The sequence below is a fragment of the Propioniciclava sp. MC1683 genome, from assembly GCF_014164675.1.
Classification (GTDB): Bacteria; Actinomycetota; Actinomycetes; order Propionibacteriales; family Propionibacteriaceae; genus Propioniciclava.
The window spans coordinates 62,572-82,898 of record NZ_JACJFX010000004.1 but is presented as its reverse complement, the minus strand read 5'-3'; the positions used below and the strand labels follow the sequence as shown (position 1 = coordinate 82,898).

Here is a 20,327-nt window from a genome sequence, read left to right as displayed (position 1 = left end):
GTGGCGTCGGACGAAGAGGACCAGGGCGGGGCCGGTGGCAACCGGGGCGCCACGCAGGTGCTCGTCCTGGGGGTGGTGGCGTGGGCCGCCATGGGGTTGGCGACCTCGGGGGACCAGCGGGTGCTGGCCCTGACCGCCCTGCTCACCGCGGGGGTAGGACTGCTCGCGTGGCGGCGCTGCGACTGGTTCCTCGCCGCCGTCGTCGGTCTGGCTGCCGTGTGCGTGGTGACCGGGGGCGCCCGAGCCGCGGCGCAGGCGGCCGACCCGCTGACCGGCCTCGTGGCCGACGGGGCGAGCGCCGTGGTCGACGTCCGGGTCTCGGGAAACGGGCGCCTGTGGGCGCCGTCCGGGACCCGGCCCGGCCTGTGGCGCGGCTCCGCCCAGCTGGTGCACGTCGAGGCCCGCGACGGGGTGTGGCGCAGCGGCGCGTCCGTGCAGGTGCGGGCGACCGGCGACCTGGCCGCGGCGTGGGCGGGTGTCCCGATGGGGACCACCGTGCGGGCGGCGGTCCGGCTGGGTCCGGCGGAACCGGGCAGCGGGCTGGCCGCCGAACTGCGCGCCACCGACCGGCCGGAGGAGGTCGCCCCGCCCGACCCCGTCGCGGCCGCCGTCGGGGCGCTGCGGCGCGGCCTGGTGGTGGCGTGCGCGGGCCTGTGGCCGGAGCCGAGGGCGCTGGTCCCGGCCTTGGTCGTGGGTGACGTCACGGGCATGACCACCGAGATGCGCGACCGGTTCGTCGTCACCGGCCTCACCCACCTGACCGCCGTCAGCGGGGCGAACCTGACGCTCCTGCTCGGGTTCCTGCGCGCGCTGGCGGTCGGCTGCGGCCTGCGCGGGCGGTGGCTGAACGGAGTGCTGGTCGCGGGCGTGGCCGGGTTCGTCGTTCTCTGCCTGGGTGAACCCAGCGTGCTGCGGGCCGCTGCGATGGGCCTGGTCGGGCTCGCGGCGCTGGGCCGGGCGGGCCGAGGGCGCCAGGGCCTGCGGTTCCTGGGCGTGGCCATGGTCGCCGTGGTGCTGGCCGAGCCCGCCATGGCGCGCTCGCTCGGGTTCGCCCTCTCCGTGCTGGCCACGTTCGGGCTGCTGCGCTGGGCCGGCGCGTGGACCGCCCTGCTGGCACGCTGGATGCCGCGCTGGTGCGCCGAGGCGCTCGCGGTGCCCCTGGCCGCGCAGGTGGCGACCGAACCGGTCGTGGTGTACCTCTCGGGGCAGGTCAGCGTGGTCTCGGTGCTCGCGAACCTGGTGGCCGGGCCGATGGTCGGGCCCGCGACCGTGCTCGGGTTGGCCGCCACGCTGCTCGGCCCCCTCCCGCTGCCGCTCGCCCTCGCACCCGCCTGGGGCGCCGGGTGGTTCGCCCAGGGCATCGCGTGGACCGCGCGCCTCGGCGAGGCACTCCCCGGCGCCGCAGTGCCGTGGCCGGTGACCCCGGCGTCGCTGGCCGTGGTGGTCCTCGGGTGCGTGGTGCTGGTGCTGCTCGCGCCCCGGGTCCTGGTGCGCCCCTGGCTGGCCCTCGGGATCGCCGCGGTGGTGGTCGTGGCCCTGGCCCGGACGCCCACCCCACCGGGATGGCCGCCCCGCGCCTGGGCGGTGGCCTCCTGCGACGTGGGGCAGGGCGACGCGACCCTCGTCGCGGTCGCGCCCGGGCAGGCGGTCCTCGTCGACACCGGGCCCGACCCGGGCCTCCTGCGGCGCTGCCTCGACCAGCTGGGCGTCACCCACGTCCCGCTCCTGCTGCTCACCCACCTGCACGCCGACCACGTGGGGGGCATCCCCGCCCTGGCCGACCGGGGTGTGGCGGTCGTCGCGACGTCCCCCGGCGCAGCGCCGGCTGCGCAGGCGGGGTTGGCCGTCGCCCTGCCGGGGGCCCGGCTGGAACCCGCCGCCGCGGGCTCGGCCTGGGCGATCGGCGCCGCCCGCGTCGAGGTGCTCGCGGCACCGGGCCTGACCCGGGACCTGGTCGCCGGCGAGGGCGAGTCGTCGGCCGAGAACGACGCGTCGTTGCTGCTGCGCGCCGACGTTGGGGGAGTCAGCATCCTGCTGGCCGGGGACGCGGAGGAGGGGGCCCAGGGGCGTCACGTCGCGCTGGGGGATGTGCTGGACGTGGACGTCCTGCTCGTCCCGCACCACGGGAGCGGCCGGCATGCGCCGGGGTTCATCGCCGCGGCGCGTCCGGAGGTGGCGCTGGTGAGCGTGGGGGAGGGCAACGACTACGGCCACCCGGCGGCCCGGACGCTCCGCTCGGTGGAGGTCACCGGTGCGGCCGTGTTCCGGACGGACCAGCGGGGCGCGGTGGCGGTGGCGCGGTCCCCGGACGGAGGCCTGATGGTGACGACCCAGCGGTAGGGCCCGGGGAGGTGGCTCAGCCCCGCTCGGCCCAGAACAGCCGGGAGGGGACCACCTCGAGCTCGGACCAGGCGCCGGAGAACTCGATGCCGGCCGCCATGGCGGTGGGGTAGTGGTGCAGCGCCGCCGCCGCGGCGCGGGGGTCGGGGTCGGGCCCAGCCAGCGCATCCACCAGCGCGGGGACGCCCGGGGCGTGGGCGACCACGGCGGCCGCCGCGACGCCCTCGTCGAGGGTGCCCAACTCGCGGAGCAGGCCGACCGTGCCCGCGTGGTAGAGGTCCTCGACCAGGCGCACCTCGGCGTCCAGGCCCATGCCGTGGGCGGTCTGGGCGGCCCGGTCGGCGGTCGAGGCGAGCACGACCTGGATGCCGGCGTCGGCCAGCAGTTCGCCGAGGTGGCGGGCCTGCTCGTGCCCCTCGGGCGTGAGCTCCCGCCCGTGGTCGCCGCGCACGCCGCGCCCCATGAACTCGGCCTCGCCGTGGCGGATCAGGTAGACGCGCTTCATGCGCCCCACCCTAATCAGAGATGCGGCTCGATGTACCGGCCGTGGCGCTCCACCATGGTCGCGAGGGTCTGCTCGCCGGGCGTCGCCCAGATCTCCTCGTTGAAGATCTCGACCTCGATGTCGCCGGTGTACCCGGCCTCGGACACCCAGCGGGTGATGGTGGCGAAGTCGACGTACCCGTCGCCCACGTGCCCGCGCGAGTTCAGCGCGACGGGGGCCAGCGGCAGGATCCAGTCGCAGACCTGGTAGGACGCGATGCGCCCCTCCGCTCCGGCACGGCGGACCATGTCGCCGAGCTGGGGGTCCCACCACACGTGGTAGGTGTCCACCACCACGCCCACGTCGTGCGCGTCGAAGGACGCCGCGATGTCGAGGCACTGCCCGAGGGTGCTGAGCACGGCCCTGTCGGCCGCGAACAGCGGGTGCAGGGGCTCCAGAACAAGGCGGACGTCCTGCTCGCCCGCGAACCCCACGAGGTCGCCCAGCCGGTCGACGACCCGCTGCCGGGCCGCGACCAGGTCGCGGTCCCCGTCGGGGATGGCCGGTTGCTCGGGGCCCGGCGCGGCGGGAGGCCCGCCGACGACCATGATGAGCTCCCGCGTGCCCAGGGTGGCCGCCTCGACGATCGCGGCGCGGTTGTCGGCCAGCGCGGCCTCGATCCCATCCGCCGTCGTGGCCGTCAGGAAGCCCCCACGGCACAGCGAGGAGACGCGCAGGCCCCGCTCGGCGACCATGCGGGCGGCGTTGTCGAGGCCCGCCTCGGCGACGCGGTCGCGCCACAGCCCGACCGCCCCGATGCCGGCGGCCACGGCGCCGTCGAGGGCCTCGGCCAGGGTCCAGTGCTTCGTGGTCGCCGTGTTCCGCGACAACCGGTGCGTGCTCACGCCTGCAGGTCCTCGATCGCGATGCGGCGACCCTCGGCCGAGCTCTTCAGGCCCAGCTCCGCGAGCTGGACGCCGCGGGCTGCGGACATCAGGTCGAAGCGGTGCGGGCGGTCGTTCACGACGTCGGCCAGGAACTCCTCCCACTGCGCGCGGAATCCGTTGGGGAGCTCGGCGTTGGCCGGGACGTCCATCCACTGGTCGCGGAACTTCTCGGTGGTGGGCAGGTCGGGGTTCCACACGGGCTTGGGCGTGTGGCCGCGCTGCTGGGCGCGGCAGTTGAACAGGCCCGCGACGGCCGAGCCGTGGGTGCCGTCGACCTGGAACTCCACGAGCTCGTCGCGGAAGACGCGGACGGCCCAGGAGCTGTTGATCTGGCCGATGACCGGGTCGCCGTCGGGCGTCCGGAGCTCGAAGATCCCGTAGGCGGCGTCGTGGGCGGTGGCGTCGTAGGCCCGGCCCTGCTCGTCCCACCGGGTGGGGATGTGGGTGACGGCCTTGGCGGTGACGGCCTCGACCCGACCGATGATGCCCTCCATGACGTAGTTCCAGTGGCAGAACATGTCGATGGTCATGCCGCCGCCGTCCTCCTTGCGGTAGTTCCAGCTGGGGCGCTGCGCGGGCTGGTGGTCGCCCTCGAAGACCCAGTAGCCGAACTCGCCGCGCAGGGACAGGATGCGGCCGAAGAAGCCCTCCTCGACCAGGCGACGGAGCTTGACCAGGCCCGGGAGGTAGAGCTTGTCGTGGACGACGCCGGCGTTGACCCCGGCCCGGGCGCGCACGCGCTCCAGCTCGACGGCCTCCTCCAGCGTCTCCGCGGTCGGCTTCTCGGTGAAGATGTGCTTGCCCGCCTCCATGGCCTTGGTGAGGGCGGCGCGGCGCAGGTTGGTCAGCTGGGCGTCGAAGTAGATGTCCACGCCGTCGTCGGCCAGGACCTTGTCCAGGTCGGTCTCCCAGCGCTCCACCCCGTGCCGCTCGGCGATCTCGGCCACGGCGTCCGGACGGCGGCCCACCAGGATCGGCTCGACCTCGATGCGCGTGCCGTCGGGCAGCTCGAGGCCCTCCTCACGCAGCGGCAGGATCGAACGCACCAGGTGCTGGCGGTAAGCCATGCGGCCGGTGATGCCGTTCATGGCGATGGTGAGCTTCTTGGTTCCCATGGGAGGTCCTCTCCTGACAGGCATCGACGGTGGGAATGCGCTTTCCATGAAAGTACACACCGGGCCGTTCCCCCGTCAAGGGGGCGCGCACCCTCAGGTGCGCGGAGGGGTGGAGTCCCGGACGACCGGCGTGACCGACACGACCTGGCTGCCCGTCCCGTCCCCGGGGCCGTTGAGGGCCAGGTCGAGGGCGAGCGTGGCGAGCCGGTCGGTGGGGACCCGCACGGTGGTCAGGCCCGGTTGGACGTCGCGCAACGACGTGATGTCGCCGAAGCCGGTGAGGCCGGCGTCCTCGGGGATGCGCACGCCGGAGCGGCGGGCCTCGTGGAGGGCGCCCAGCGCCATCACGTCGCTCGTGGCCACCACGACGTCGAAGTCGAGCCCGCTCTCCAGCGCCAGGCGCATCGCGACCTCGCCGCCGCCGCGCGTGAGGTCCGACGAGATCTGGTGCGACTCGTCGACCTCCACGCCGAGCTCGGCCATGCGGTCGACGAACGCCGAACTGCGGGCGGCGGCGGTGGAGTGCCGCACCGGCCCGACGAGCACGAGCGGTCGGCGGTAGCCCAGGGTGAAAAGGTGCTCGGCGAGCTGCGCGGACCCCTTGGCGTTGTCCACGATGACGCCGTCCATGCCGGGCAGCTCCATGCCGATCGTGACCAGGCGGCCCCCGCGGTTGATGTAGCGGCCGGCCGCGGCGCCCAGGGTGTCGGCCAGGTCGTCGTCCTTCCAGCGTGCGCCCACGAGGATGATCGCCCGCACGCGCATCGAGTCCAGTGACGAGACCACGTCGCTGAGCGCGTCGATGTTGTTGCCGGTGGTGGCCAGTGTCATGAACAGCCGACCCTCGCGGGCCGCCGTGGCCATCCCGTCGGCGATCGCGGCGAAGTAGGGGTCGGTCAGGTCGTGGACCACGACGCCGATGGTCTGGGTCGCGCCCCGCGCCATGGCCTGGGCGTTCGCGTCGGGTGCGTAGCCCAGTTCCCGCGCCGCCTCGCGCACCCGCTCGGCCAGGTCCTCCCCGACCGTGCGGGTCGAGGAGCCGTTGATCGCCCGGGACGCGGTGGCCAGGGACACCCCCGCGTGGCGTGCGACGTCGCTGAGGGTGGGTGAGCTCCCACGCTGCCTGCGTGCCATGGTCGTCTCCTGGTTGACGGGCTGGACAAGGAAACGCTTACCACGAATGGACGCCGGTGGACAGGGGGCGCGACGACTGTGGGACGGGGGCGGGCGCGAATCTCCCGCGAGCCTTCCAGTTGCCAGTCTCAGAAAACTCCTTGACGACCGTGCAGACGGGAGTTAACGCTTCCGGTAAGCGCTTACCAGCGAAGAAGCAGGATGCACTACCGAGCAGGAGAGGACCTCCACCTATGTCCATCACGAAGAAACTCGCCGCAGGCATCGTGGTGCTCGGCCTGGCCCTTGCGGGCTGTGGCTCCCCGGCACCGCAGCAGGGCGCCGCCGGAGGTTCCGGCGGTTCCGACGGCCCGGTCACCATCAGGTTCGCCTGGTGGGGCAACGACACCCGCAACCGTCTCACGACCGAGGTCATCGCCGCGTTCGAGGCGGTGAACCCCGACATCAAGGTCACCGCCGAGCCCGGTGAGTGGTCCGGCTACTGGGACAAGCTCGCCACGCAGGTGGCCGGCAACGACGAGCCCGACGTCATCCAGATGGATGAGAAGTACATCGCCGAGTACGGCGAGCGTGGGCTGCTGATGGACCTCGAGGCCGCCGGCCTCAAGTTCGACCAGTTCATGGACGGCACCGTCGACACCGGTCGCGTGGACGGCAAGCTCTACGGCATCAACTCCGGCATCAACGCGCCGGTCGTCGTCGCGAACCCGGATGTCTTCGAGGCCGCCGGCGTCGCGATCCCCGACGACAAGACCTGGACCTACGACTCCCTGGCGCAGGTCGCCAAGGAGGTCACCGACAAGACCCCGGCCGGCACCTACGGCACCCAGAACATGTCCTACGTCGAGCCGGTGCTCCGCGCCTGGCTGCGCCAGCACGACAAGGACCAGTTCAACCCCGAGGGCATGGGCTTCGAGCCCGCCGACCTCACCGGCTTCTTCGACTGGGGCATGAAGCTCCAGCGCGAGGGCGCAGCCCCGACCGCGGCGGAGACGTCCGAGGACATGGGCAAGTCGCTCGACCAGACGATGGCCGCCACCAACAAGATCGGCATGTCGGTCTACTGGTCCAACCAGATCAGCGCCCTGCAGAACGCATCGGGCGCGGACATGCAGCTGCTGAGGCCGCCGAGCGTGGCCGGCTCCGCCGATGAGGCGGCGCTCTGGTACAAGGCGTCCATGCTGTGGTCCGGTTCGGCCCGCACCGAGCACCCCAAGGCCGTCGCCAAGTTCATCGACTTCCTGGCGAACAACCCCGAGGCCGGCAAGATCATGGGCACCGAGCGTGGCGTCCCCGCCAACAAGGACGTCACCGGGCACCGGGCCCGGGGGAGGGGGTGGCGGGTGGAATGTCGGTGCGGGCTGGCAGGATGGACCTCGTGAACGACCAACCCCTCTTCGGGCGCGTGGTGCTGGTGAGCGGCCCCGAGTCGCTGCTGGCCGAGCGGGCCGTCGAACGCCTCGTCCGGCAGGCGCTGGCCGAGCGACCCGCGGCGTCCGTGACGAAGGTGGAGGCGGGCGACCTCGACGCGGGCGGCCTGGCCGAGGTGACCGGCGGCTCGTTGTTCGCCGAGGAGTCGGTGGTCGTGGTGCAGCAGCTCTCCGACCTCGACCCCGGCCTGTTCGACGCCGTCCTGGCGTTCGTGTCCGACCCGTCCGAGGAACTGGCGCTCGTGCTCGTGCACCCGGGCGGCGTCAAGGGGAGGGGGCTGCTCGACAAGCTCAAGAAGGCGCGCATCGAGGTCGTCGACTGCCCCACGATCAAGGCGTGGGAGCTGCCCCAGTTCGCCGCCGCCGAGGCGCGCCTGCTCGGCGGGCGGATCGACAGGGCCACCGCCGACCGGCTGGTCGAGGCGCTCGGCGCCGACGTGCGGGCGGTCGCCGGTGCGGTGCGCCAGCTGCTCGCCGACGCCGACGACCGGGTGATCAGCGAGGCGGCGGTGCGCCGCTACTTCGCCGGCCGCGCCGACGTCACGAGCTTCACCGTCGCCGACCACGTGATGGCGGGCCGCCGCAACGAGGCCCTCGGCGCGCTGCGCTGGGCGCTCGAGACCGGCGTCGCCCCCGTGCTGGTCACCTCCGCGCTCGCCAACGCGCTGCGCGCGCAGGGGCGGTACACCGACTTCGTGGGCCAGCGGATGCGCGACGTCGACCTCGCCCGCGACCTCGGGGTGCCGCCCTTCAAGGTCAAGGAGATCGTGCAGCGCTCGCGCGACTGGACGCCGCGGGGCCTGGCCTCTTCCCTCAAGCTCGTGGCCGAGACCGACGCCGCCGTCAAGGGGCAGGCGGCCGACCCGTCGTTCGCCCTGGAGCGCATGGTCATGGGGGTCGCCGGGCTGCGCGGCCGGCGTCCGGATTCGGGGATGGGGCGCTGACCGGCCGACGATTTTGGGGCGACCCCGTGGGCTGGTAAGCTGTTCAATCGCGCCCAGCGTGGGCGCACACCTCATTCATCAACCTGAACTGAAGGCTTAGCCCGTGGCGAACATCAAGTCCCAGAAGAAGCGGATCCTCACGAACGAGAAGGCGCGCCTGCGCAACAAGGCCGTGAAGTCTGCTCTCAAGACGCACATTCGCAAGTTCCGCGAGGCCGCGGCCGAGGGTGACGTGGAGAAGGCCCAGGAGCTGGCCAAGGTCGCGTGCAAGGCGCTCGACAAGGCCGCCACCAAGGGCGTCATCCACGCCAACCAGGCTGCGAACCGCAAGTCGGCCGTCGCGTCGGCCGCTGCCGCTCTCTGACGAACTCCTGCGACGTCGCCCCGCACCGCTGCCGGTGCCGGGGCGACGTCGTGCCGTACCCATGCGAGGATGGGTGAACACGAAAGAGGGGACGCCGCGTGACGACGCCGCAGCCGGGTGGGACCAACCCGGCGATCATCCGGAACTTCTGCATCATCGCCCACATCGACCACGGGAAGTCGACCCTGGCCGACCGCATGCTGCAGCTGACCGGCGTCGTCGACGAGCGGTCGATGCGCGCCCAGTACCTCGACCGGATGGACATCGAGCGCGAGCGCGGTATCACCATCAAGAGCCAGGCTGTGCGCATGCCGTGGCAGGTCGACGGCACCGACCACGTGCTCAACATGATCGACACGCCCGGCCACGTGGACTTCACCTACGAGGTCTCCCGCTCGCTGGCCGCCTGTGAGGGCGCCATCCTGCTGGTCGACGCCGCGCAGGGCATCGAGGCCCAGACGCTGGCCAACCTCTACCTCGCCATGGGCTCCGACCTGCACATCATCCCGGTGCTGAACAAGATCGACCTGCCCGGCGCGCAGCCCGAGAAGTACGCCGAGGAACTCGCCAACCTGGTCGGGTGCGACCCCGACGACGTGTTCCGGGTGTCCGGCAAGACGGGCGAGGGCGTACCCGAGCTGCTCGACGCGATCGTCGCCCAGGTGCCCGCGCCCGTCGGTGACGCCCAGGCCCCGGCCCGCGCGATGATCTTCGACTCGGTCTACGACACCTACCGCGGCGTGGTCACCTACGTGCGCGTGATCGACGGCGAGCTCAACCACCGCGAGCGCATCCTGATGATGTCGACCAAGGCGACGCACGAGGTCCTCGAGGTGGGCGTGATCTCGCCCGAGCCGACCCCGTCCAAGGCCATCGGCGTCGGCGAGGTGGGCTACCTCATCACCGGCGTGAAGGACGTCCGCCAGAGCCGGGTCGGTGACACCATCACCACCCAGAACAAGCCGGCCACCGACGCCCTCGGCGGGTACAAGCACCCGAACCCGATGGTGTACGCCGGCCTCTACCCGATCGACGGCGCCGACTTCCCCGAACTGCGCGAGGCGCTGGAGAAGCTCCAGCTCAACGACGCCGCGCTCACCTACGAGCCCGAGACCTCGGGCGCCCTGGGCTTCGGCTTCCGCATCGGCTTCCTCGGCCTGCTCCACATGGAGATCGTGCGCGAGCGGCTTGAGCGCGAGTTCAACCTCGACCTCATCTCCACCGCCCCCAACGTCGTGTACCGCGTCGTCATGGAGGACGGCAGCGAGCACCAGGTCACCAACCCCAGCGAGTACCCCGAGGGCAAGATCGCCGAGGTGTGGGAGCCGGTCGTCAAGGCCACCATCCTCACCCCGACCGACTACATCGGCACGATCCTCGAGCTCTGCCAGCAGCGCCGCGGCACCCAGACCGGCATGGACTACCTGTCGTCGGACCGGGTCGAGATCCGCTACACGCTGCCCCTGGCCGAGATCGTGTTCGACTTCTTCGACGCCCTCAAGTCGCGCACCAAGGGCTACGCGAGCCTCGACTACGACGAGGCCGGCGAGCAGGTCTCCGACCTGGTCAAGGTCGACATCCTGCTGCATGGCGACCCCGTCGACGCGTTCAGCTCGATCGTGCACAAGGACGCCGCCTACGGCTACGGCCTGGCGATGGCCAAGAAGCTCAAGGAGCTCATCCCGCGCCAGCAGTTCGAGGTGCCGATCCAGGCCGCCATCGGCGCGCGCGTGATCGCCCGCGAGACCGTGCGCGCCATGCGCAAGGACGTGCTCGCCAAGTGCTACGGCGGCGACATCAGCCGCAAGCGCAAGCTGCTGGAGAAGCAGAAGGAGGGCAAGAAGCGCATGAAGATGGTCGGCCGCGTCGAGGTCCCCCAAGAGGCGTTCGTCGCCGCGCTGTCCACCGGCGAGTCCCGCGAGCCCAAGTAGCTCAGGCCGGGAAGGCGTCCCGGGCGGCCTGCTTGCCCAGCGCGGCCAGGCGTCCGTCGAGCGTGCCGTGGTCGCGCAGCTGCGTGGCCAGCTCGGCTAGAGCCCCCAGCGCCGAGAAGGCGAAGGACCCACCGACCGTGATCCGGGCCACGCCGGCCTCGGCCAGCTCGGCGACGGTCGGCCCGCCGGGCACCAGCAGGGCGTTGACCGGCACGCCCACGGACGCCACCACCGCGCGGACGTCCTCCACCCGGCGCAGGCCGGGGGCGTAGACGACGTGGGCGCCGGCGTCCGCAAAGGCATGCAGGCGCGCGATCGTGTCGGCGAGGTCCTCGACCCCGTGGAAGTAGTTGTCGGCCCGCGCGGTCAGCACCACCGCGTCGCCGCAGGCCTCGATCGCCGTGGCCACACGCTCGGTCGCCTCGGCCACGCCGCGGAAGCGGGTGCCGTCCCAGTCCTCGATGGACGCCCCGGCCACCCCGAGCGCGCGGGCCCGGCCGAAGGTGTCGCGCACGCCCTCCGGGTCGGGGGCGTAGCCGTCCTCCAGGTCCACGGTGACGGGCAACCCTGTCGCCTCCGCCATCGCCCGGGCATTGGCGAGCATCGCGTCGCACCCCACCGCACCGTCGCGCACCCCGTGCGCCACGCCCAGGCCGCTGCTCGTCGTGCCGAGGGCGGCGAAGCCGAGCGAGGCGAGGACGCGCGCGGAGCCGAGGTCCCAGGCGTTCGGCGCGACGAGGGGGTCGCCGGGGCGGTGGCGGTCGAGGAAGCTCACCCGCGTGATCGTAGGGTCAGCCGCGCCGCTGCAGCCACCAGGCGGCGAGCACGCCGCCGACGGCACCGCCGAGGTGGCCCTGCCAACTGACGCCGGGCAGGGTCGGGAACACGCCCCACAGCATGCCACCGAAGAAGCCGAACACGGCCGCGGAGATGAGGATCTGCTTCCAGTTGCGGTTGAACAGGCCGCGGACCAGCAGGAACGCCAGCCAGCCGAACACCAGGCCGGACGCCCCCGCGGTCACCGTGCTGGGGGCCGACAGCAGCCACGCGAAGAGCCCCGACACCAGGATCGACGCGAGCGTCGCGACCCAGAACGGACGGCGTCCGGCCATACGCGCCAGCACGCCCAGCACGAGGAAGGGGAGCGAGTTGGCCATCAGGTGCTCGAACCCGAAGTGCAGGAAGGGCGCGGTCAGCACCTGCGGCAGCTCGGCGATGACGCGCGGGCTGACGCCGAAGCCGTCGAGGGCCCCGAGCAGCACAACGTCGAGCGCCTCGAGCACCCACAGCAGCACGAGCCAGCCACCGACGAACACGACCGACGACCCGAGGGTCGGGCGGGCGGGCGCCAGCGTCGAGGCGGGGGGCGGCACGGCCACGCGGCCGTAGCTGGGCGGGGGCGGGGTCCATCCGTACTGCTGGGACATGACCCCAGTGTGCCCAGACGACCCAAGGCGCCCGCGCCGTCGACACTAGGCTGCCGCCATGGACAACGTGCTGGTCGTGAACTACACCTACATCGCCGACCCCGACGCCATCGCCGAGCACCGCCCCGCCCACCGGGCGTTCCTGGCGACGCTCGCCGAGACGGGCACCCTCCTGCTGTCCGGCCCGATGGCGCCCGGCGTGGGTCAGCCCGACGCGGGCCTGCTGGTTCTGCGGGGCGAGACCCCCGACGAGGTCCTGGCCGCGCTGGCCGACGACCCGTTCCAGCAGAAGGGGATCGTCGCGAACATCGAGGTGCGCGGCTGGAAGCCCGTGCTGGGCGCTTGGCTGGAGAAGGTCTCCGACTAGTCCCGGGGCTCCCAGCGGGCGACCATCACGTCGTAGGGGCCGGCCTCGACCGGCGGGGCGTCGGGCGGCAGCTGCGCCAGGGCCGACTCCGGCACGCGCAGGTGCCGTCGAGCGGCTCGCCGAGGGGATCCATGCCCACCAGTGTGCCCACTACGCTGGCCGCCATGCAGGCTGACATCGGCATCATCGGCGGGTCCGGCTTCTACTCGTTCTTCGACGACGCGACGCGCGTCGAGGTCGACACCCCGCTCGGGCCCCCGTCGGGGCCGCTCACGGTCGGTGAGGTCGCCGGACGCCGGGTCGCGTTCCTGCCCCGGCACGGGGAGCGCCACCAGTACGCCCCCCACACGGTCAACTACCGCGCCAACCTGTGGGCCCTCAAGGCCGTCGGCGTGACCCAGGTCCTCGCCCCGTGCGCGGTGGGCTCGCTGCAGCACCACCTCACGCCCGGCACCTTCGTCGTGCCCGACCAGGTCGTCGACCGCACCTACCGCGCGGGCCACACGGTCTGGGAGGCCGAGGGGCCCGTCGTCCACGTCCCGTTCGCCGACCCCTACTGCGCGCGGGGCCGGGCCGCAGTGCTGGGCCAAGCCGACGCGGACACCGAGCTCGTGGACGGCGGCACGCTCGTCGTGATCAACGGCCCGCGGTTCTCCAGCCGGGCGGAGTCGCAGTGGCACTCGGCGGCCGGCTGGTCGGTGGTGGGGATGACCGGCATGCCCGAGGCGTCCGTGGCCCGCGAGCTGGCGCTGTGCTTCACCTCGGTCGCGTGCGTCACCGACATGGACGCCGGCCTCGAGGGCGACGAGGGCGTCACCCACGCCGAGGTGCTCGAGGTGTTCGCCGGCAACATCGAGCGCCTGAAGGCCCTCCTGTTGCGCACCGTCGGGGTCATGCCGACCGGCGACTGCACCTGCCACCACGCGCTGGACGGGATCCCGCTCCCGTTCCCACTGCCCGAGGTTGGCGCCGGCGTCCGCGTGCTCGACGCCTGAGCCGCACGTTCAGCGACGGTCGGCGTCGACGAGGCCGAAGAGGTCCTCGGCGAGCGTGGTCAACAGCGGCAGGAGCCCCGCGTCGTCGCCCTGGAGCAGGGTGGCCGCCTCCCAGCGGGTCCGCTGGTCGGCGACCCGGGTGCCCAGCCCATCCGCGTGGTCGAGGAGGCGCTTCTCGCCGGGGTGGTACGCGCGGTTGAGGGCGAACAGGGCGTCGAACCACGCCGTCTGGAAGGCCGCCCGCCGGTGGACGACCGAGGCCCAGTCGCGACGCTTCTGCGCCTTCCGCAGTTGCTCGAGGTAGCCCGCCAGCTCGGTCCGCGTGCCGCCGAGGATCCGGTGCGCGGTCGCCTCGGGATAGGTGGCCAGCCGCGCCCGGCGGCGGGTCAGGTCGCCGTACGGGTCCGCCAACGGGACGCCACGGGCAAGCGTGTGCAGGAACGCGGTCGTGTAGCCGTTGGGATCCAGGCCGGGGTCGAACGCCTCGTCGACCCGGAACTCGGCGAGGTCGAAGTGCATGACCTCGACCAGACGCCCGTCGTGGTGCAGGCGGTCCTCGACGCCCCACGTGTCGTCGTGGGTGACGGTGCCGCCGTCGGCGAACGGGGCCAGGACGCCCGCGCGCACGCCCTCGGGGGCGGGGGGGCCGCTGCGCAGCGCATACAGATCGGTGTCGGACGCCGCGTCGGCGACCCCCGTGGCGCGGGAGCCGCCCAGCAGCACGGCGCGGACGCCGGGGATCCGGAGCAGGGCGTGCGCGATCTGGTCGTCGGTGCTCGGGGCGGGCATGCGCCCAACCTAACGTGCCCCGGGTCGCCTACAGTGCGTGCGTGACTCCTTCCGCGCTGCCCGACGGCGAGCCGGCCCCCGACGACGGGGCCCTGCCGGCGTCCGCACTCGCCGAGGTCGGGGCGCGCGGGCTGTCGGCGTACGTGCACGTGCCGTTCTGCGCCACGCGCTGCGGCTACTGTGACTTCAACACCTACACCGCGGCCGAGCTGGGGTCGGCGCCCGGGGCGTCCCGGGAGGCCTACCTAGAATCGGTGGCCCGTGAGGTCGCCCTGGCCCGGGGCGTACTGGGCGACCCGCCCCCGTTCGCCACCGTCTTCTTCGGCGGCGGCACCCCGACGCTGCTCGACCCGGCCGAGCAGGGCGGGATCCTGGCCCGGCTCCGCGACGAGTTCGGCCTCGCCCCCGACGCCGAGGTGACGACCGAGGCCAACCCCGACTCGGTGACCCCCGCCTCCCTCGAACGGCTGGTCGAGGCCGGGTTCACGCGCATCTCGTTCGGCATGCAGTCCTCGGCGCCGCACGTGCTGCGGATGCTGGAGCGCACCCACACCCCCGGCCGCGCGCTGGAGGCCGTGCGCTGGGCCCGCGAGGCGGGCTTCTCCTCGGCCAGCCTCGACCTCATCTACGGCACCCCGACCGAGACGCTCGACGACTGGCGAGCCACCGTCGAGGACGCCCTGACCGCCGAGCCCGACCACCTCAGCGCCTACTCGCTCATCGTCGAGGACGGCACCCGCTTCGCCGCACGCGTCCGCCGCGGCGAGGTGCCCCTGCCCGACGAGGACGACCTCGCCGACAAGTACGAGGTGGCCGACACCCTGCTCCGGCAGGCGGGGCTGGAGTGGTACGAGGTCTCGAACTGGGCGCGCCCCGGCCACGCCTGCCGCCACAACCTCGCCTACTGGCGCGGCGACGACTGGTGGGGCTTCGGCCCCGGCGCGCACAGCCACGTGGGCGGCGTCCGGTTCTGGAACGTCAAGCACCCGCGCACCTACGCCGGACGCCTCGCCGACGGGCTCTCGCCGGCCGCGGGTCGCGAGCGCCTCACCGCCGAGGACCGGCGGATCGAGCGCATCCTGCTGGAACTGCGCCTGCGCGAGGGCCTGCCCCGGGCCGTGCTCACGGACGCCGAGGCGGCCCGGGTGCCCGACCTCGCCTCCCGCGGGTGGCTGCACGTGTGGGACGACCGGGTCGCCGTCACCGACGACGGCCGCCTCCTCGCCGACGCCGCGGTGCGGGAACTCCTCGGCTGAGCGCGCCCGACGTAGGGTGTCGGGCGTGAACCGCTACTCCTCCGACGTCCTGGCCAAGGGCTGGCAGCAGGCCAACCGGCCCACGGCCACCAAGACCCCCGTTGAGCGCGACATGGTGCTCGAGGAGCCCACCTCGGGCTTCGTCGGCGCCGTCGTCGGCTGGGAGAACGGCGTCGTCATCCTCGAGGACCGCAAGGGCAAGCGGCGCAGCTTCCCGTTCGGCCCCAACTTCTGGCTCGACGGCAAGCCGGTCGACCTGACCGCCCCGGCCCGTCCGGCGCCCACCGCCCGCGACCGGGCCCAGCAGTACAACCGCACGCACACGGCGTCCGGCTCGCGGGTCGGGCCCGCCGAGAAGGCCAAGGTCGCGCTGCCCAGCCGGATCTACGTCGAGGGACGCCACGACGCCGAACTCGTCGAGAAGGTCTGGGGCGCCGACCTGCGCCACGTCGGCGTCGTCGTGGAGTACCTCGGCGGCATCGACGACCTGCCCGCGATCGTCGCCGACTTCGCGCCCGGCCGTGGACGCCGGCTCGGCGTGCTCGTCGACCACCTCGTGCCCGGCAGCAAGGAGTCGCGCATCGTCGCGCAGGTCACCGGCGAGCACGTCTTCGTGACCGGCCACGAGTACATCGACATCTGGGCCGCGGTGAAGCCCGCCCGCGTCGGGCTGACCGCGTGGCCGGACATCCCGCGCGGCACCGACTGGAAGAAGGGCACGCTGGCCGCCCTCGGCTGGCCGCACACCGACCAGGCCGACGTCGCCTCCGGCTGGAAGCGGATCCTCGGCAGCGTCACCGGCTGGAAGGACCTCGACCCGCGCCTGCTCACCGAGGTCGAGAAGCTGATCGACTTCGTCACCGAGGACCACCTCGACCGGGAGTCCTGATGCGCACCGACGAGGTCGCCGACCTCATCCGGGACGTCTGCGAGCGGGTGATCCTGCCGCGGTTCCGGGCGCTGGCGAGCCACGAGGTGATCCAGAAGCGCCCCGGCGACGTCGTCACCGTCGCCGACCGCGAGGCGGAGGCGGAGCTCACCGCCGCCTTCGGCCGGGCCACCCCGGGCGCGTTGGTGGTGGGGGAGGAGGCCTCCTTCGCCGACCCGACCGCCCTGCGCGCGCTGCCCGACGCCGAGCACGCCTGGGTCGTCGACCCGGTCGACGGCACCCGCAACTTCGCCGCGGGCACCCACGACTTCGGCGTCATGGTCGCCGAGGTCCGGCGCGGGGAGGCCACCCGCGGCTGGATCTGGCAGCCGCTCCACGACGCCCTCTACCTCGTCGAGCGCGGCGCCGGCGTCACCTGCAACGGGACGCCGCTGGCCCGGCTCGACCCGGGGCCCGGCCCGTGGGAGGTCGCCGTGTGGCCGCGCCTGCGGCACACCCGGGCGCCCGGCCTGCGGCTGCGCCCGACGCGCGGCTCGTGCGCGATCGACTACCCGGCGCTCGCGCGCGGGGAGCTGCACGGGCTGGCGTACCGCTCGATCCACCCCTGGGACCACCTCGCGGGCACGCTCATGGTGACCGAGCTGGGCGGGGCGGCGTGCGTCGACGGGCGCGCCTACGCGCCCGGGGTCACCGGGAGGATGCTGACGGTCGGGGCCTCGCCCGAGGTCGTGGAGCTGGCGTCGCGCCGGCTCGCCCCCTGAGGGGCCCGCTCAGCGGTTGATCAGCGGCAGCGTCGGGCGCTGGCGTGGCCGCCCGGCCTCGCGCATGCGGGTGATCGCCTGCGCGACGAACTGCTCGGCCGGCTCCTGCGGCCACGGCCAGTCGGGAGCCCACGCGCCGGCCGCACCCCTGCCCGCGTGGTACAGCGCCTGCGCGCGCTCGTGCAGCCACTGCATCTCGCCCCGCTGCGTGCCGGCGCCGTCCATGTTCAGCGCCGGCCCGTGCCCAGGGATGATCACGCAGTCGCGGGGCAGCATGCCGGCCACCCAGTCCAGGGAGGCGCCCCACTCCCCGGGCCACGAGTCGGTGCCGGCGGACGGCTCGGCGGAGGTCTCGAGCAGGTCGCCGAGGAAGGCCACCTTGCGCCCGGGCACCACGGCGACCACGTCGTGGTCGGTGTGACCGCGGCCGAAGTGGGCCAGCTCGACGTGGCAGTCGCCCAGGTTGACCGCGGACGCCATCGCGATCGTCCGCGACGGCGCTGGGGTGCCCTCCGCGCAGGCGCGGGCCAGGTGCTCGTGGCCGAGGGTGACCAGGTCCCCGAACGCGGCGAGGCCGCCGACGTGGTCATAGTGGGCGTGCGTGACGACGACGTGGGTCAGGGGGACGCCCCCGGCCACGGCTTCGGCCGCGGCCCGGATGGCGCGGCCCTGCTCGGGGGAGCTGCCGGTGTCGACGAGGAGGGCCCCGGTCGACCCCACGACGAGGCCGACGTTCACCCCCTCGGGCTCGGCCACCGCGACGTGCACGCGGTCGGCGACGGGCACGAACGGTCCCAGGCTGTACTCCACCCGGCCACCCTAGCGAGGGCGCCCGACCCGATGGCGTAGACTGGCACTCTGTCAGGTCGAGTGCCAAGGAGGTGGAGCGTGCTGGACGACCGCAAGCTGGCCATCCTGCGCGCCATCGTCACCGACTACGTCTCCAGCCAGGAGCCCGTGGGCTCCAAGGCCCTCGTCGAGCGGCACAACCTGAACGTCTCCCCGGCCACCGTGCGCAACGACATGGCGGTGCTGGAGGAGGAGGGCTACATCACCCAGCCGCACACCTCGGCCGGGCGCATCCCCACCGACAAGGGCTACCGCCTGTTCGTCGACCGCCTGTCCACGGTCAAGCCGCTGACCTCGGCCGAGAAGCGCGCGATCACCCAGTTCATGGCCGGTGCCCTCGACGTCGACGACGTCGTGCGCCGCACGGTGGCCCTGCTGGCGCAGATCACCCGCCAGGTCGCGATCGTCCAGTACCCGGTGCTGTCGAGCATGGTCATCCGCCACGTCGAGGTGCTCCGCCTGGGCGCCGACCGCGGCCTGGTGATGTGCGTCAGCGCCACCGGTGCGGTCGAGCAGCGCCTCGTCGTGCTCCCGCCCGAGGGCGACCGGCACGACGACGACCTCGCGCTCGTCCGGGGCCGGCTCGCCGAGCTGCTCGTCGGGGCCACGCCCCGCGAGGCCGTCGACCGGCTGGCCACGTTCACCGACCAGCTGCCGCCCGCGGCGTCCGGCCTCGCGGCCACGATCGTGGCCGCCCTGCTCGACATCGTGACCGACGACCCCGGCGCCCGCGTCGCCGTCGCCGGCGTGCCCAACCTGACCCGGTTCGGCGACCAGTTCGAGACCACCGTCAAGCCGGTGCTCGAGGCCCTGGAGGAGCAGGTCGTCCTGCTGCGCCTGCTGGGCGAGGCCACCTCGCCCACCGACGTGACCGTGCGGATCGGGCACGAGAACCCCTACGCGCCGCTGCAGGCCACCTCGGTCGTGGCGTCGGGCTACGGCACCGACGAGCGCGCCTGGGCCACGCTGGGCATCGTGGGCCCCACCCGTATGGACTACCCTTCGGCCATCGCCTCCGTGCGCGCTGTCGCACGGTACGTTGGCCGGTTCCTCGCCGAAGCCTGATCCCGCACACCAAAGGAACATGTTGAGCGACTACTACGAGGTCCTGGGCGTCCCCCGGGACGCGACTGCCGAGCAGGTCAAGAAGGCGTACCGCAAGCTCGCGATGAAGTACCACCCCGACGTGGCCGACGACCCCGCCTCGGCGGAGAAGTTCAAGGAGATCGGCGAGGCCTACGCCGTGCTGTCCGACGACAAGAAGCGGCAGATGTACGACTTGGGCGGCGACCCGATGCGTGGCGGCGGTGGCTTCGGCCCTGGCGGCTTCGGCGGGTTCGGCCCGGGCGGGGCGGCCGGTTTCGACGTCGGCGGACTGTTCGACGCCATGTTCGGCGCGCAGGGGTCGCGGGGACCGCGCAGCCGCGTCCGCAAGGGGCAGGACGCCCTCGTGCGGCTCAACCTGACCCTGGCCGAGGCGGCGTTCGGGACGACCAAGCCGATCCGCGTCGACACCGCCGTCATCTGCCCCACCTGCACGGGCAAGGGTGCCGCCGACGGCACCGAGCCGGTCACGTGCGGTACCTGCCACGGCGCCGGCGACGTGCAGACGGTCCAGCGCTCGTTCCTGGGCGACATCCGCACGGTCCAGCCGTGCCCCACCTGCCGCGGCTACGGCACGACGATCCCGCACCCCTGTGGCGAGTGCTCCGGCGAGGGCAGGGTGCGCTCCACACGGACGATCAACGTCAAGATCCCCGCGGGCGTGAGCACCGGCAACCGCGTGCACCTCGACAGCCAGGGCGAGGTCGGACCCGGCGGTGGTCCCTCGGGCGACCTCTACGTCGAGCTGTCGGTCAGCAACCACGACGTCTTCAAGCGCGACGGCGACAACCTCGAGATGGTGGCGCGTCTACCCATGACGGCGGCGGCCCTGGGCACCGAGGTCTGGATCGACACGCTCGAGGCCGACGTCGAGGGCACCCTCGAGGAGGAGTCCCGCGTGCGCCTGGAGGTCCCGGCCGGGACGCAGTCGGGCACGCGCCTGGTCGTGACGGGTCGCGGCGTGCCGCGGCTGCGTGGCGCCGGACGCGGCGACCTCGGCGTTACGCTGTTGGTGCAGACACCGCAGTCGCTGGACGAGACCCAACGCGACCTCCTGCGCAAGCTGGCCGAGGCGCGCGGCGAGACCCGTCCCGCGGCGACGGTGTCGCGCGGCGCCACGAACAAGGGCTTCTTCAGCCGCCTGAAGGACGCCTTCGCGGACTGACGCCGAGGACACACCGCCGAGCACCCGAGCGAGCCG

General features: G+C 73.2%; 20 protein-coding genes. 12 read left to right on the top strand and 8 right to left on the bottom strand.

Features of this window, described 5'->3' with window-relative positions:
- Complete coding sequence (locus tag H5397_RS03680; protein ID WP_182814959.1) at positions 1–2,340, top strand: ComEC/Rec2 family competence protein; 2,340 nt, start codon at positions 1–3, stop codon at positions 2,338–2,340.
- 16 nt (positions 2,341–2,356) lie between these two features.
- Here the strand turns inward: H5397_RS03680 and H5397_RS03675 are convergent, their stop codons facing one another.
- From H5397_RS03675 to H5397_RS03660, 4 genes are all read right to left on the bottom strand, one after another.
- Positions 2,357–2,845 (bottom strand): histidine phosphatase family protein, encoded by a 489-nt coding sequence (locus tag H5397_RS03675; protein ID WP_182814958.1) that lies wholly within the window; start codon positions 2,843–2,845, stop codon positions 2,357–2,359.
- A gap of 14 nt (positions 2,846–2,859) precedes the next feature.
- On the bottom strand, positions 2,860–3,729 hold the full coding sequence (locus H5397_RS03670) for a sugar phosphate isomerase/epimerase (protein ID WP_182814957.1): 870 nt from the start codon (positions 3,727–3,729) through the stop codon (positions 2,860–2,862).
- The gene (locus tag H5397_RS03665) at positions 3,726–4,886 is read right to left on the bottom strand and encodes a Gfo/Idh/MocA family protein (protein ID WP_182814956.1); all 1,161 of its coding nucleotides are present in this window, start codon (positions 4,884–4,886) and stop codon (positions 3,726–3,728) included. Before H5397_RS03665 ends, H5397_RS03670 begins: the two co-directional genes overlap by 4 nt.
- A gap of 93 nt (positions 4,887–4,979) precedes the next feature.
- Positions 4,980–6,020 carry a LacI family DNA-binding transcriptional regulator gene (locus tag H5397_RS03660; RefSeq protein WP_182814955.1) on the bottom strand — a complete coding sequence of 347 codons (1,041 nt, stop codon included), beginning with the start codon at positions 6,018–6,020 and terminating at the stop codon, positions 4,980–4,982.
- Between the two features lie 233 nt (positions 6,021–6,253).
- Here H5397_RS03660 and H5397_RS03655 point away from each other — a divergent pair, with 233 nt between their 5' ends.
- The 4 genes from H5397_RS03655 (at position 6,254) to lepA (ending at position 10,689) form a co-directional block, all read left to right on the top strand.
- Positions 6,254–7,402, top strand: a complete 1,149-nt coding sequence (locus tag H5397_RS03655) for an ABC transporter substrate-binding protein (RefSeq protein WP_182814954.1) — start codon at positions 6,254–6,256, stop codon at positions 7,400–7,402.
- A complete protein-coding gene (gene holA, locus H5397_RS03650; protein ID WP_309224266.1) occupies positions 7,399–8,394 on the top strand; it encodes a DNA polymerase III subunit delta in 996 nt (331 codons plus the stop codon). The genes H5397_RS03655 and holA overlap by 4 nt, the downstream gene beginning before the upstream one ends.
- A gap of 103 nt (positions 8,395–8,497) precedes the next feature.
- The gene (gene rpsT, locus H5397_RS03645) at positions 8,498–8,758 is read left to right on the top strand and encodes a 30S ribosomal protein S20 (RefSeq protein WP_182814952.1); all 261 of its coding nucleotides are present in this window, start codon (positions 8,498–8,500) and stop codon (positions 8,756–8,758) included.
- A gap of 98 nt (positions 8,759–8,856) precedes the next feature.
- Positions 8,857–10,689, top strand: a complete 1,833-nt coding sequence (gene lepA / locus H5397_RS03640) for a translation elongation factor 4 (protein WP_182814951.1) — start codon at positions 8,857–8,859, stop codon at positions 10,687–10,689.
- Between the two features lies 1 nt (position 10,690).
- On the opposite strand, the gene H5397_RS03635 is transcribed toward lepA, so the two are convergent.
- On the bottom strand, positions 10,691–11,464 hold the full coding sequence (locus H5397_RS03635) for an isocitrate lyase/phosphoenolpyruvate mutase family protein (protein WP_220491963.1): 774 nt from the start codon (positions 11,462–11,464) through the stop codon (positions 10,691–10,693).
- 16 nt (positions 11,465–11,480) lie between these two features.
- Positions 11,481–12,116, bottom strand: coding sequence for a rhomboid family intramembrane serine protease (locus H5397_RS03630; RefSeq protein WP_182814950.1), 636 nt, complete (start codon positions 12,114–12,116; stop codon positions 11,481–11,483).
- Positions 12,117–12,174: 58 nt separating this feature from the next.
- On the opposite strand from H5397_RS03630, the gene H5397_RS03625 reads away from it, so the two are divergent.
- A complete protein-coding gene (locus H5397_RS03625) occupies positions 12,175–12,483 on the top strand; it encodes a YciI family protein (protein ID WP_182814949.1) in 309 nt (102 codons plus the stop codon).
- Between the two features lie 164 nt (positions 12,484–12,647).
- Complete coding sequence (locus tag H5397_RS03620; protein ID WP_220491962.1) at positions 12,648–13,478, top strand: S-methyl-5'-thioadenosine phosphorylase; 831 nt, start codon at positions 12,648–12,650, stop codon at positions 13,476–13,478.
- Between the two features lie 9 nt (positions 13,479–13,487).
- Here the strand turns inward: H5397_RS03620 and H5397_RS03615 are convergent, their stop codons facing one another.
- Positions 13,488–14,267, bottom strand: a complete 780-nt coding sequence (locus tag H5397_RS03615) for a DUF4037 domain-containing protein (RefSeq protein WP_182814947.1) — start codon at positions 14,265–14,267, stop codon at positions 13,488–13,490.
- Positions 14,268–14,308: 41 nt separating this feature from the next.
- On the opposite strand from H5397_RS03615, the gene hemW reads away from it, so the two are divergent.
- The 3 genes from hemW to H5397_RS03600 are packed head-to-tail and all read left to right on the top strand — an operon-like array spanning position 14,309 to position 17,173.
- A complete protein-coding gene (gene hemW / locus H5397_RS03610; protein ID WP_182814946.1) occupies positions 14,309–15,523 on the top strand; it encodes a radical SAM family heme chaperone HemW in 1,215 nt (404 codons plus the stop codon).
- A gap of 25 nt (positions 15,524–15,548) precedes the next feature.
- Positions 15,549–16,412 (top strand): DUF3097 domain-containing protein, encoded by an 864-nt coding sequence (locus H5397_RS03605; protein WP_182814945.1) that lies wholly within the window; start codon positions 15,549–15,551, stop codon positions 16,410–16,412.
- Positions 16,412–17,173, top strand: coding sequence for an inositol monophosphatase (locus H5397_RS03600; protein WP_220491961.1), 762 nt, complete (start codon positions 16,412–16,414; stop codon positions 17,171–17,173). Before H5397_RS03605 ends, H5397_RS03600 begins: the two co-directional genes overlap by 1 nt.
- Positions 17,174–17,182: 9 nt before the next feature.
- On the opposite strand, the gene H5397_RS03595 is transcribed toward H5397_RS03600, so the two are convergent.
- Positions 17,183–17,983 (bottom strand): MBL fold metallo-hydrolase, encoded by an 801-nt coding sequence (locus tag H5397_RS03595; RefSeq protein ID WP_182814944.1) that lies wholly within the window; start codon positions 17,981–17,983, stop codon positions 17,183–17,185.
- A 78-nt stretch (positions 17,984–18,061) separates the two neighbouring features.
- Here H5397_RS03595 and hrcA point away from each other — a divergent pair, with 78 nt between their 5' ends.
- Together hrcA and dnaJ are read left to right on the top strand one after the other, a co-directional pair.
- Positions 18,062–19,087 (top strand): heat-inducible transcriptional repressor HrcA, encoded by a 1,026-nt coding sequence (gene hrcA / locus H5397_RS03590; RefSeq protein WP_182814943.1) that lies wholly within the window; start codon positions 18,062–18,064, stop codon positions 19,085–19,087.
- 19 nt (positions 19,088–19,106) lie between these two features.
- Positions 19,107–20,291, top strand: coding sequence for a molecular chaperone DnaJ (gene dnaJ / locus H5397_RS03585; RefSeq protein WP_182814942.1), 1,185 nt, complete (start codon positions 19,107–19,109; stop codon positions 20,289–20,291).
- Positions 20,292–20,327: the final 36 nt, after the last annotated feature.